Raw genomic sequence first — 12,278 nt, 5'->3', positions numbered from 1 at the left:
GACGGAAAAAGAGCAGTCGTCCATGCTGCTCTTTTTGGATTCAGAAAACAAAAATATGAGGTGAACAAGTGAAACAAACAAGAGCTTTGGTAGAGGGCGCTATTTTGGTCAGTCTTTTTGCCGTTGTAATGATGATAAGCCTCTATCTTCCTTTCGTCGGAACGTTTCTCTTATTGGCATTGCCTTTGCCTGCCATGATTCAAACGATCAGGCACGGGGTAAAGCCCGGTCTTTTCATGGGCTTAGTGAGCTTGCCTGTTTCACTGATAACAGGCTCTTTGAGCAGTCTGGCTTTCGCTGTTCCCGTAACTGCCGCGGGGATTCTCATGGGGTTTCATTACAGAAAAAACGAGCCTGCGCAGGCGATTGCTTCAGCCGCTGTTGCTTATATGGTTTCCATTGTGCTGCTGTTGTTTATTAGCATTCAGTTTCTCGGGTTAAACTTAATAGAAGAGATCAATCAATCATATAATGAATCATTCAAAATGTCTGAATCGATTATGAAGCAGTTTGGAAATGACGATGAGGCGGCGAAACAGCTGGAACTCGTCAGAGAACAATTAAAACAGGCGCAGTATTTATATCCGACGGTGATCGTGATCTTTTCCGCCATCACCGCATTTTTAAACCATCTGATCGCAAAGCCGGTGCTGCGGCGTTTTGCCATGCAAATTCCGTCCCTGAAGCCTTTTAGGGAGCTGAAGCTTCCACAGGGCACGATTTGGCTGTATTTGCTGACGATTCTTCTGTCGCTGGCACCTGCTGAAGAGGGAAGCGTGTTCTACTCGATTATTTTAAATGCGAGCGTGATGATGGGGTTCATTATTGCCATTCAAGGTTTTTCATTCGTTTTTTATTTTTGTCACGCCAAAAAGCTGCCAACGGCCCTGCCGGTTCTTTTTTTGATCTTCGGGCTGCTTACGCCCTTGATGTATCTTGTCCGTATCTTGGGTATAATTGACATAGGTTTTAACTTAAGGGAGAAAGTAAAGAAATCATCGTGATGATGTTCTCTCTGGTGGTGAGGAGTTGATTGGAGTGCCAAGTTTTTATGAAAAACCGTTATTTCGATATCCCATTTATTCTTTAATTATCGTCACAATCATTTCTGTCCTCATCAACGTTTATTTTAATTGGGTGGCAGGAGCGGCCGGCGTCCTTATCCTTGGCGTCATTTTATTCTTTTTAAAACGTGCGGATTCTCAAATCAGACAAGAATTGGATGACTATATCTCGACTTTGTCCTACAGGCTGAAAAAAGTCGGGGAAGAAGCGCTGCTGGAAATGCCGATCGGGATCATGCTTTTCAATGACCAGTATTATGTTGAATGGGCGAATCCGTTCATGGCGTCATGCTTTAGCGAAAGTACGCTCGTCGGAAGGTCGCTTTATGATATTTGCGAATCGGTCGTACCTTTGATCAAGCAGGAAGTCGATACGGAAACGATCACCTTAAACGACCGGAAATTTAACGTCGTCATTAAAAGGGAAGAAAAGCTCTTATACTTCTTTGATGTCACAGAGCAAACGCAGATTGAGAAGCAGTATGAAAACGAACGAACGGTTCTGGCTTACATATTTTTAGACAATTATGATGATGTAACACAAGGTCTTGATGACCAGACAAGAAGCACGATGAACAGTGAAGTGACATCCCTTCTGAATCAATGGGCCAAACAATACGACATTTTTCTCAAGCGGATTTCATCCGAGCGGTTTATCGGTGTTTTAAACGAGCACATTTTAAGCGAATTGGAAGCATCGAAGTTTTCAATTCTCGATGAAATCCGGGAAAAGACGTCTGTTCATGCCATTTCGCTAACTTTAAGCATCGGGATCGGCGCGTCTGTCTCCTCTTTGAAAGAGCTTGGCGACCTTGCGCAATCAAGCCTTGATCTGGCGCTTGGCCGCGGCGGCGACCAGGTGGCGATCAAGCAGCCGAACGGAAAAGTGAAATTTTACGGCGGAAAAACGAACCCGATGGAAAAGCGGACACGGGTTAGAGCACGGGTGATTTCCCATGCGCTTAAGGAAATCGTTTCTGAAAGCAGCAATGTCATCATCATGGGGCATAAGTATCCCGATATGGATTCCATCGGTTCGGCGATCGGGATTTTAAAAGTGGCGCAGGCAAACGGAAAAGACGGATTCGTCGTGATTGACTCCGATCAGATCGGTGCAAGCGTTCAGCGGCTAATCGGGGAAATCAAAAAATACGAAGAGCTCTGGTCGCGGTTTATTACGCCTGAAGAAGCGCTTGAGATTGCCAAAGATGATACGCTGCTTGTGATCGTCGATACGCACAGGCCGTCTTTTGTTATTGAAGAGAGACTGGTCAATAAAATTGAAAATGTCGTCGTAATCGATCATCATAGAAGAGGAGAAGAATTTATTAAAGATCCGCTGCTCGTCTATATGGAGCCATACGCTTCGTCGACGGCTGAGCTTGTCACTGAGCTGCTTGAGTATCAGCCGAAACGCCTGAAACTCAATATGATTGAAGCGACCGCACTGCTGGCAGGGATTATCGTCGATACAAAAAGCTTTTCTCTCCGTACCGGCTCCCGTACGTTTGATGCGGCCTCATACTTGAGGGCTAAGGGCGCCGACACCGTGCTTGTGCAAAAGTTTTTGAAAGAGACAGCCGATCATTATATTAAAAGGGCGAGGCTCATTCAGCATACATCCTTTTATAAAGAGGGTATCGCCATTGCATCTCTGCCCGGCGGCGGGGATGATGACTATTTTGACCAGGTCATTATCGCTCAAGCCGCGGATTCTCTTCTTTCGATGAGCGAGGTTGAAGCTTCTTTTGCAGTGGCGAGAAGAGACGAGAGCACGGTATGCATCAGTGCAAGATCGCTAGGCGAGGTAAACGTTCAAATCATCATGGAGGCTCTTGAAGGCGGGGGGCATTTAACAAATGCCGCTACACAACTGACGGATGTCTCGGTTGAGGAGGCGCTCCGCCGTCTAAAAGAAGCGATTGACGAGTATTTTGAAGGAGGCAATGAGACATGAAGGTAATTTTTTTACAGGATGTAAAAGGCAAAGGGAAAAAAGGCGAGGTCAAAAACGTGGCAGACGGATACGCGCACAACTTTTTGATCAAAAAAGGCCTTGCTGTTGAAGCAACACCTTCCAACATCAGCGCGCTTGAAGGACAGAAGAAGAAAGAGAAAAAAGAAGCGGCTGAAGAGCTGAAGCAGGCTAAAGAGATGAAAGAAAAGCTTGAAAACATTACGGTTGAGCTTTCTGCCAAGTCAGGGGAAGGCGGCCGTCTGTTCGGTTCTGTCACAAGCAAGCAGATTGCCGATGCGCTGCAAAAGGGACACCAATTAAAAGTTGATAAGCGGAAAATTGAACTGAACGATGCCATTCGCACGCTGGGATATACAAACGTCCCGGTTAAGCTGCATCCGGAGGTACAGGCGACGCTGAAAGTACACGTGAAAGAGCAATCATAAGATAAAGCCCCTGCAAGAGGGGCTTTTTTTTATAAATCTTTCCGCATTTCGTTTGCCAAAAATTCAACATCTGTGCCGACGATTACCTGTATTTCGTGCTGGTTCAGCTTGACGATCCCCTTGGCCCCCAGCGTTTTCAGCGATTTTTCGTCCAGCTTGGATGCGTCGCGGATTTTGAGGCGGAGGCGGGTCACGCAGTTGTTCAGCGTATCGATGTTTTCCTTTCCGCCCAGGGCTTTAAGGTATTGGACGGCAAGGCTTTCGTATTTGGATGAACCCGTTTCTGTTTCAGCCGGCGCAGCTGATTCTTCTTCGTCTTCACGTCCAGGCGTTTTTAAATTCAGCTTCGTGATCAAGAAATAAAACATGACGAAATAAATGGCGCCGTACACCAGTCCGATCGGCAGCAGGAGCAGCGGCTTTGTGGCGATTCCGAAGTTTAAGAGATAATCGATGATACCTGCAGAAAACGTAAAGCCGTGATGGATGCCCAGCATATTGGTAATGGCCATTGCGCTCGCCGTTAACACGGCATGAATGCCGAAAAGCAATGGCGACAGGAACATAAAGGTGAATTCAATAGGTTCCGTGATCCCGGTTAAAAACGACGTGAACGCCAAGCCGATCAAAAATCCGGCCGTTGCTTTGCGGCGGTGTTTTTTAGCGGCTGCAATCATAGCCAGACATGCGGCAGGAAGGCCGAACATCATGATCGGAAAGAAGCCCGTCATAAACGCGCCGGCACTCGGATCCCCGGCAAAGAATCGGTTCATGTCGCCCGTTTTGCCGGCAAATTCTCCAAATACCATCCATACCATGTTGTTTAAAATGTGATGAAGCCCCAGCGGAAGCAGCAATCTGTTTAAAAGGCCAAAAATTCCGACGCCGACCGCTCCGGCATGAATGATCCAGCTTCCGACGGCATCGATCGCCTGCTGTGCGTATATCCAGACAAACCCGAAAATGGCCGCGAGAATGATAGAAGACATGGCCGTCATAATCGGAACGCAGCGTTTACCGCCGAAGAAGCCAAGCCATTCCGGAAGTTTTGCATCTTTAAAGCGGTTGTACATCATAGCGGCGACCACGCCCGAGATAATGCCGCCGAGCACGCCCATGTTCAAATCTTTATTGATCGCTGCAAGGCCGCCCGTCAGCACGAAATAGCCGATTGCTCCAGACAGCGCTGCGGCCCCGTGTCCATCTTTCGATAAGCCGATGGCAACCCCGATTGCAAAGATGATCGGCAATTGATCAAGGATCGATTGTCCTGAGGCGGCGATAAACGGAATGTTGAACAAATCTGCTCTTCCCAAAGCGAGCAAAAGGCCCGCGGCAGGAAGAACGGCGATCGGCAGCATTAAAGCGCGCCCGATGTTTTGAAGAAAACCAAGCATCATGAAAACCCCTTTCGATGATATTGAATCGCGTGTTTTAAACGGCCATTTTCATAGGATAAACAGCGGTCTGCCTCTTCAAGCGTCCCGCCCGTCAGCACCATAAAAATCGCAGCTTTGACGTTGTAGCGGCTTTCTTTTAAAGCCTGTAACGCTTCGTCCCGTGATAAGCCGGTCGTGTTCATTAAAATGCCTGCGGCCCGGTTTTTGAGCTTTTGATTGACCAATTGCATATTGACCATCTCGTTTTGATAGACGTGGCCGAGACGGACCATTGCCGCAGTTGACAGCATGTTGAGAATCAGTTTTTGAGCCGTTCCCGCTTTTAAGCGGGTCGAGCCGCGGATAATTTCCGGTCCTGTCTCAGCCTCGATCGCAATGTCGCTGAACCTGGCTGCTTCCGTTTCCTTGTTGCAGCTGATCGAAACGGAGACGGCTCCCATCTCTTTTGCATAGGATAATCCCGCAAGGACATAAGGCGTTGAACCGCTGGCTGTGACGCCGATGAACACATCCGCTTCTGAAAATGAATGTGCCTTGAGCTGGGAGACGATGATGTCCCGGTCGTCTTCATTTTCTTCGATCGGCTTCCACATGGCCTCGTAATGTCCGGCAATCAGACCGACCCACTGACGTTCGTCAAGCGAGAATGTCGGCGGCAGTTCGGCGGCGTCAAGGACGGCAAGCCTTCCGCTCGTGCCTGCTCCTGCGGCAAACACCCTGCCTCCCGACTGAAGGCGGCTGACAATCGTGTCGGCGGCATGGGCGATATCGGGAAGACACGGTTTGACGGCTTGCGGCACCGTATGGTCTTCCTCGTTCATCAGTGCGACGATATCGAGCGAAGTCATCTCATCGAGTGCTTTGCTTTTTGCGTTTGTTCCTTCTGTTGTTTTCATCGTTCTTTCCTCTTCATGTCGATTACGAATTTGTAGCGGTCTCCTCTGTAAACCGATTTCACCATCTCAAACGGCCTGCCGTTTGTTAAATAGCTGCATCGTTCGATTAAAAGGACGGGTGATCCTACCTCGATGTCCAGCGGTTCGCTTTCGGCCTGCTGTGCGATGGAAGGCTCAAGCGTTTGCGCGGCTCTGTCGATTGTAAGGGACAGCTTGTTTTCCACATAGTCGTACAGCGAAGCATTCATAATTTCTTCTGTAAGGCCTTTGACAAGTTCAACAGGCAGATAAGAAATTTCATAAGCCATCGGAATCTTATCGGCAAGGCGGATCCGTTTGACTTCATAGACGGAAGAACCTTCAGGTATCTCAAGCTTTGCAGCCGTTCTATGATCACACGGAATGATCCCGAAGCCGAGCATCTTCGTCCCCGGCGTCATGCCTCTTGACTTCATGTCTTCGGAAAAGCTCGTCAGGCCTTGAAGAGGCTGCTCGATCTTTGGTTCGGCAATAAAGGTTCCTTTTCCCCGCTGCCTGACCAGAATCCCTTCATTTACGAGATTGTTGACAGCTTGCCTGACGGTCATTCTGCTCACTTCGTATTTTTCGGCAAATTCCCTTTCAGAGGGGATGAGGTCTCCGGGTTTTAAATCTTTCGTTTCTGCGAGCTTCTTAATTTCGGTTTCGATTTGGTAGTATATAGGAATGTGGGAATCTTTTTTGATCAAAAGGCAATGCTCCTTTCTTTTACAACCGATAATGCGTCACTGTCAGCGATGATCACCACGTCCCGGTGCATGTTTAAGACGGAAGCAGGAATGTCCTCATTCGGTTGTTCGCTGAGCAGCTTTGCCAGAATGCCGGCCTTTTTCTCTCCTGACACGAGCAGCAGAATCTGTTTGCTTCTCATGATCGTTGCAATGCCCATCGTGACGGCCTGAGCAGGCACGGATGACAGAGAATTAAAATAACGGGCATTTGCCTTTCTTGTAGAATCGGTCAGTTCAACGACATGTGTTTCAGATGAAAAGGGCGTCCCCGGCTCATTGAAGCCGATGTGGCCGTTCATGCCGAGGCCGAGCAATTGCAGATCAACGCCTCCGAGCCGCTCGATCAAAGATTCGTAGCGCCGGCACTCGCCTTGCAGATCTGCGGCCATTCCGTCAGGCAAATGAGTATGGCTCGCCGGAATGTCGATGTGGCCAAAAAGCTCCTTTTTCATGTAAAACGTATAGCTGTTGTCATCATCAGGCGAAAGGCCGACATACTCGTCTAAATTCACTGTATAGACATGCTGGTAAGACGTTTGATTGTTCAGATGGTCTTCCCGCAGGAACCGGTATGTTCCAAGCGGCGTTCCTCCGGTGGCCAGCCCGAGCACGGGCGCTGATGAACCGTTTATTTTTTCGATGATGAAGCTGGCGGCTTTTTTGCTCATATCCTCATAATTCCTGGCTTCAATGATTTTCATGATCAAACCTCCCTTTTGCTGTAAGCGATTGCTCCTTTACATAGCGTGAGAACGATTTCGTTATGTTCGTTTAATACGATCAGGTCGGCGTCTTTGCCGTTTCGAATGCTGCCTTTCCGATCAAACACCTGAAGCTGTTTGGCAGGATTGACCGCCGTCATATAGACGATGTCCTCGAGCGCGCAATCTGCGAATTCCATCATGTTCCTCGCGGCCTGTTCCATCTTAAGAATGCTTCCGGCCAATGTTCCGTCCTGTAAAACGGCTTTTTCGCCTTCGACGAAAACTTCCTGTCCCCCTAATGTGTAAGTTCCGTTCTGTAAGCATTTGGCGCGCATGGCATCCGTGATCAAAATGATGCCTTCTTTTTGTTTTTGCATGAACGTCAATTTGACAACGGCAGGGTGGACATGGATGCCGTCGGCAATCAGCTCCGTCTTAAGCTCAGGATATAAAAGGGCGCTTCCCGCAACTCCCGGCTCGCGGTGATGAAGGCCCCGCATGCCGTTAAATAAATGGGTCACATGTGAAATCCCGGCTTTTATCCCGGCTTTCATTTCTTCGAGCCCCGCGTCGGAGTGACCGGCTGACGCGATAACGCCGGTCTCTTTCAAATAGGCGATCAGTTCTAAAGCCCCTTCGGCCTCAGGCGCGATTGTAACTAATTTAATGTTATTCCCCGACAGCCGCTGCCATTCTTTGAATACCGCAAGATCGGGCGAAATGATGGCATCGGCCGGCTGGGCTCCGCAGCGTTTTTCCGAAATAAAAGGGCCTTCCAGGTGAATCCCGAGTATTTCCGCCGCACCGGGCTGATTTTGCTCTGATTGATACCGTTTTGCATTTTCAAGGGCGCGTTCGATGGTTGACGCATCCTGTGTCATCGTGGTCGCTAGAAAGCTTGTCGTGCCCTCCTTCGGAAGTGCTTCAGCCATCGTCTTTAACGCTTCCTGCGTCCCGTCCATCACATCGGCTCCATCGGCGCCGTGAATATGAACGTCAATCATGCCCGGCAGCACTTTGAAGTTCTCCGGGAACTGAAGCGGCTCGGCCGTCTCCGCTGAATCGGGAATATCGGCCATTGGTCCGTAAGCCTCAATCTTTTCTCCGTTCGTCAGAAGAAATCCGTCTTGAATCGTTTCATTTTCGCCATAAATCGTAAGGTGCTTAAAAATAAAGCGCTGAGATTTTTTTATCAACACAGTCAAAAGTCCTTTCTTGAAAACGTTATCATAAGTATAGAATAGTATAATTCTAGTTGTCTAGACCATTCGCGAAAATTTATTTTTTCTGGCATATGATGATCATGAAGAATCATTTATTTGGCCGCTTTATTGTCAGGGTTTTATGACGTAAAAAAGCCGACTCGATGGTCGGCTTTTTAAGCGGCTTTTGCGTATATATAGAGATTTCTTCCCGCGCCGAGGCCTGTCCCGATCAAGGCGATCAGTGCGGCGATGAACAGGAGGATCGGTCCGTTCCAGGAATGCGTATGATCATACAGAAAACCGACAAAGCTCGGGCCGATCGCCGCCAGCAAGTAACCGGCGGACTGTGACATTCCTGATAAAGCTGCGGCTTGATGCGCATTCTCGCTCCGCAGTCCGATTAATGTCAAGGCCAAGCTGATGCTAGAGCCTTGTCCGACTCCGATCAAGATCACCCAAAAGGTCAGCATGGCCGGGCTGCCGCCGTACAAAAGGCCCGCCATTCCGGATAAATAAAGAATGCCGAGTCCGAGGACGATGCTTTTTTGGTCGCGGAAACGGCCGGCGAGAACCGGGGTTAAAAACGTTGACGGAAGGCTGGCAAACTGCATAAGCGAAAGCATCCAGCCTGCAAGCGACATGCTCATCCCGTGGGATCTGAGGATTTCGGGAAGCCAAGCGATCGTACAGTAAAACAGGAAAGACTGAATCCCCATAAAAAATGTGACTTGCCAGGCGATTTTCGACCGCCAGACCGATTGCCCGTCTGCTTTCAACTGAACTGTGCGGTTTGCCGTGTCATGATAGCGGAGCTGGGGAACCCAGATCAATATCGCCAAAAAGGCCAGTCCCGCCCAGACCATGAGCGAGGCGCTCCATCCCCAGTCCAAACCGTGGGAAAGGGGAATGCTGATCCCTGATGCCAAAGCCGCAAATATCGACATGGCCGTCGTATAAATACTCGTCATGATTCCCGCTTTATCAGGGAATTTATGTTTGATCAGGCTCGGCAGCAGAACGTTTAAGACAGCGATGCCGACGCCGATCAGAGCGGTTCCGGCAAACAATGTGAACGCTTCCCCGTAGGAGCGGAGCAAAATTCCGATCAAAAGAACGACCAGACCGATCCAGAGTGTTCTTTCATTGCCCAGCCGTTGTCCCAGCTTGGGGGTGACCGGGGAAAGAAACGCAAAAGACAATAGCGGCAAAGTCGTCAAAAAACCTGCCATTCCGTTTGTCATATCCAGATCGGTACGGATCGAACTGATCAGCGGTCCGACAGATGTAATGGCGGGCCTTAGATTAAAAGCGATGAATATAATTCCCGCAATGAGAAAGATTCTGTTGATGCGGGTCCGTCGTGCGTCAATGTGGTGCATGGTGTATTCTCCTTTGCTTTCGGGTGAACAAGTGGCATGAAAAAGAAACCCGGAAACGAGGTCCAAGGTTACTCTTCCTCTGTTTCGGCCAGCTTCGCAGGCAAAATATGCTGCGGCATATGCATGATTTGTTCAGTAGGAATATGTAAAGACTTCGATATTTTCTATTGTACTAAAGTGGAAAAGGGGCGCAACAGTAAATATTGTTCCCAACAATCATTGTAACATCATATAACGGGTTGGTTGGAAGAAAAACAAATAAAGGATATAAATAAAACAGGAGGTGATGTGATGAACACACCGTTATCGGCATTAAAAAAGAAATTGTATGAGCAGCAGGTCAGAGCGCAGGGGATGTATACGTTTGAAGAGTCGAAAGATATGCGCAACGCGTTGCAAACGCTGCGCATGAAATTTGCCGCTTACGAAGAATGGGAGCTGTATCAGAAAGCGACCGATGTAATGGTCGGCATGCTGTTTAAAGACAATTGGAACAAAAGAGCGGAATAATGCCGCCGCACCGGTTTGTTTCCTCTGCCCATTTCTAAAAATGCCCATTTTAATAGAGAGTCTACTATATTTTTTGTAAAAATGATAAAATAGACGTTGGGTTATTTTTAATGGGAGGACGGTGCTTAACATGACAGATCTTCTGAATGACAGGCTGCCGCCGCAGAATATTGAAGCTGAACAGGCCGTGTTAGGTGCTGTTTTTTTAGAGCCTTCCGCGCTCACGTTGGCGTCTGAAGTCTTAATTCCAGATGATTTTTACAGAATGTCGCACCAAAAAATATTCAACGCCATGCTGATTCTGGGGGACCGCGGCGAGCCTGTGGACTTGGTGACAGTCACATCAGAGCTTGCAAATACCGGCCTTTTGGAAGAAGTCGGCGGGATTTCTTATTTGACGGATATTGCAAATTCTGTGCCTACTGCGGCTAATATAGAGTATTACGCAAAAATCGTGGAAGAAAAATCGATTCTCCGCCGCTTGATCCGCACCGCAACGACGATTGCGCAGGACGGATATACAAGGGAGGACGAAGTCGAAGACCTTTTAAGCGAAGCAGAAAAAACGATTATGGAAGTCGCCCAGCGGAAAAACTCGGGCGCCTTTCAAAATATTAAGGATGTTCTCGTTCAAACCTACGATAATATCGAACAGCTTCACAACCGGAAAGGGGATATCACCGGAATCCCGACCGGCTTCACGGAGCTTGACAGAATGACGGCCGGATTCCAGAGAAACGACCTGATCATCGTCGCCGCGCGTCCGTCGGTCGGGAAAACCGCCTTTGCCTTGAACATCGCGCAAAACGTAGCGACGAAAACGGACGAAAGCGTCGCGATCTTCAGTCTTGAGATGGGGGCAGAGCAGCTGGTCATGCGGATGCTTTGCGCCGAGGGAAATATCAACGCCCAAAATCTCCGTACCGGAAATTTGACGGAAGAGGACTGGGGCAAGCTGACAATGGCGATGGGGAGCCTGTCAAACAGCGGAATTTTCATTGACGATACTCCGGGTATCAGGGTCAGCGAAATCCGTTCAAAATGCAGGCGTTTAAAGCAGGAGCACGGACTCGGCATGATTTTGATCGACTATTTGCAGCTTATCCAGGGAAGCGGCAGATCAAAAGACAACCGTCAGCAGGAAGTATCGGAAATATCCCGTTCCCTGAAAGCGCTGGCGAGGGAGCTCGAAGTTCCGGTCATCGCGCTTTCCCAGCTTTCCCGCGGCGTTGAGCAGCGCCAAGACAAGCGTCCGATGATGTCAGACATCCGGGAATCGGGAAGTATCGAGCAGGACGCCGACATCGTCGCCTTCCTGTATCGTGACGATTATTATGATAAAGAAACAGAGAATAAAAACATTATCGAGATCATTATTGCTAAACAGCGGAACGGCCCGGTCGGCACCGTATCACTCGCATTTGTAAAAGAATATAATAAGTTCGTAAACTTGGAGCGCCGTTTTGACGACGCAGGTGTTCCGCCTGGTGCATAGATCCCTAAGAATTGCTTCTTAGGGATTTTTTTTGTTTCTTGTTCCGCGGTTTTTGCCGATCTCAAACAGGCCGGTTGCCGTTAAGCCTGCCAGACCGCCGGCCCATAATCGCAGAACAAGCTCAAGTTCTGTAAACGGATATGCGGCGGCTCCGATCAGAAAACCAATCGATAGAGACGTAAGCGGAATCAAATTTTTGGGCACTCTTACCGTTTTTTTCACCAGCTCGACAAGCGCCAAAATGATGGGCGATAATACGGAAGCAAAAATCAATACGGTTTCCATTGGACATTCCCCTCCTTACTAATTTCATATTGAAGAAGACGGCGTTTTATGTGTATTTGTCCAATAAAAATGTAGTTTTTGAGATTTTATCTTAAAAACATCTCCCAAAAAAGAAATATATAAATCAATAACGAACAATATGTTTTGTGAAAAAATAAATGTTCGGA

13 protein-coding genes are annotated in these 12,278 nt (G+C 48.4%); 5 read left to right on the top strand and 8 right to left on the bottom strand.

The window, feature by feature from the left end; translation table 11 throughout:
* The first annotated feature begins 68 nt into the window (after positions 1–68).
* From V7126_RS01440 to rplI, 3 genes are read left to right on the top strand one after another with little or no spacing between them, the layout of a single operon-like run.
* A complete protein-coding gene (locus V7126_RS01440) occupies positions 69–1,004 on the top strand; it encodes a YybS family protein (RefSeq protein ID WP_335496133.1) in 936 nt (311 codons plus the stop codon).
* Positions 1,005–1,038: 34 nt separating this feature from the next.
* Positions 1,039–3,021, top strand: a complete 1,983-nt coding sequence (locus tag V7126_RS01435; RefSeq protein WP_046129424.1) for a DHH family phosphoesterase — start codon at positions 1,039–1,041, stop codon at positions 3,019–3,021.
* Positions 3,018–3,467: a 50S ribosomal protein L9 gene (rplI, locus tag V7126_RS01430; RefSeq protein WP_046129423.1), complete on the top strand. Its 450-nt coding sequence runs from the start codon at positions 3,018–3,020 to the stop codon at positions 3,465–3,467. The genes V7126_RS01435 and rplI overlap by 4 nt, the downstream gene beginning before the upstream one ends.
* Before the next feature lie 29 nt (positions 3,468–3,496).
* Here rplI and nagE read toward each other — a convergent pair whose 3' ends face one another.
* The 7 genes from nagE to V7126_RS01395 all read right to left on the bottom strand — a co-directional run bounded on the left by nagE (position 3,497) and on the right by V7126_RS01395 (position 9,982).
* Positions 3,497–4,864, bottom strand: a complete 1,368-nt coding sequence (gene nagE, locus V7126_RS01425; RefSeq protein ID WP_046129422.1) for an N-acetylglucosamine-specific PTS transporter subunit IIBC — start codon at positions 4,862–4,864, stop codon at positions 3,497–3,499.
* On the bottom strand, positions 4,864–5,763 hold the full coding sequence (gene murQ, locus V7126_RS01420) for an N-acetylmuramic acid 6-phosphate etherase (protein WP_046129421.1): 900 nt from the start codon (positions 5,761–5,763) through the stop codon (positions 4,864–4,866). Before murQ ends, nagE begins: the two co-directional genes overlap by 1 nt.
* Entirely contained in the window at positions 5,760–6,491 is a 732-nt protein-coding gene (locus tag V7126_RS01415) for a GntR family transcriptional regulator (protein ID WP_046129420.1), read from the bottom strand. The genes murQ and V7126_RS01415 overlap by 4 nt, the downstream gene beginning before the upstream one ends.
* Positions 6,488–7,234, bottom strand: coding sequence for a glucosamine-6-phosphate deaminase (gene nagB, locus V7126_RS01410; protein WP_046129419.1), 747 nt, complete (start codon positions 7,232–7,234; stop codon positions 6,488–6,490). The genes V7126_RS01415 and nagB overlap by 4 nt, the downstream gene beginning before the upstream one ends.
* A 2-nt stretch (positions 7,235–7,236) precedes the next feature.
* Positions 7,237–8,436: an N-acetylglucosamine-6-phosphate deacetylase gene (gene nagA, locus V7126_RS01405; RefSeq protein ID WP_099047084.1), complete on the bottom strand. Its 1,200-nt coding sequence runs from the start codon at positions 8,434–8,436 to the stop codon at positions 7,237–7,239.
* Between the two features lie 179 nt (positions 8,437–8,615).
* Positions 8,616–9,821 carry a CynX/NimT family MFS transporter gene (locus tag V7126_RS01400; RefSeq protein ID WP_046129418.1) on the bottom strand — a complete coding sequence of 402 codons (1,206 nt, stop codon included), beginning with the start codon at positions 9,819–9,821 and terminating at the stop codon, positions 8,616–8,618.
* A gap of 68 nt (positions 9,822–9,889) precedes the next feature.
* Entirely contained in the window at positions 9,890–9,982 is a 93-nt protein-coding gene (locus tag V7126_RS01395; protein WP_128748418.1) for a YycC family protein, read from the bottom strand.
* Between the two features lie 130 nt (positions 9,983–10,112).
* Here V7126_RS01395 and V7126_RS01390 point away from each other — a divergent pair, with 130 nt between their 5' ends.
* On the top strand, positions 10,113–10,331 hold the full coding sequence (locus tag V7126_RS01390; protein ID WP_046129417.1) for a hypothetical protein: 219 nt from the start codon (positions 10,113–10,115) through the stop codon (positions 10,329–10,331).
* Positions 10,332–10,461: 130 nt separating this feature from the next.
* Positions 10,462–11,826 carry a replicative DNA helicase gene (gene dnaB / locus V7126_RS01385; RefSeq protein WP_046129416.1) on the top strand — a complete coding sequence of 455 codons (1,365 nt, stop codon included), beginning with the start codon at positions 10,462–10,464 and terminating at the stop codon, positions 11,824–11,826.
* Positions 11,827–11,844: 18 nt separating this feature from the next.
* Here dnaB and V7126_RS01380 read toward each other — a convergent pair whose 3' ends face one another.
* Positions 11,845–12,111: a holin gene (locus tag V7126_RS01380; RefSeq protein ID WP_175077315.1), complete on the bottom strand. Its 267-nt coding sequence runs from the start codon at positions 12,109–12,111 to the stop codon at positions 11,845–11,847.
* Positions 12,112–12,278: the final 167 nt, after the last annotated feature.

The sequence above is a fragment of the Bacillus sp. JJ675 genome (genome assembly GCF_036963165.1).
Taxonomy (GTDB): Bacteria; Bacillota; Bacilli; order Bacillales; family Bacillaceae; genus Bacillus; species Bacillus glycinifermentans.
This window is presented reverse-complemented; position numbering and strand designations above follow the sequence as displayed.

Excerpts from the sequence above, each read along its gene's own strand:
- rplI (WP_046129423.1), top strand. The coding sequence starts at position 3,018 with ATGAAGGTAATTTTTTTACAGGATGTAAAAGGCAAAGGGAAAAAAGGC.
- nagE (WP_046129422.1), bottom strand. The coding sequence starts at position 4,864 with ATGCTTGGTTTTCTTCAAAACATCGGGCGCGCTTTAATGCTGCCGATC.
- murQ (WP_046129421.1), bottom strand. The coding sequence starts at position 5,763 with ATGAAAACAACAGAAGGAACAAACGCAAAAAGCAAAGCACTCGATGAG.
- nagB (WP_046129419.1), bottom strand. The coding sequence starts at position 7,234 with ATGAAAATCATTGAAGCCAGGAATTATGAGGATATGAGCAAAAAAGCC.
- V7126_RS01400 (WP_046129418.1), bottom strand. The coding sequence starts at position 9,821 with ATGCACCACATTGACGCACGACGGACCCGCATCAACAGAATCTTTCTC.
- V7126_RS01390 (WP_046129417.1), top strand. The coding sequence starts at position 10,113 with ATGAACACACCGTTATCGGCATTAAAAAAGAAATTGTATGAGCAGCAG.
- dnaB (WP_046129416.1), top strand. The coding sequence starts at position 10,462 with ATGACAGATCTTCTGAATGACAGGCTGCCGCCGCAGAATATTGAAGCT.
- V7126_RS01380 (WP_175077315.1), bottom strand. The coding sequence starts at position 12,111 with ATGGAAACCGTATTGATTTTTGCTTCCGTATTATCGCCCATCATTTTG.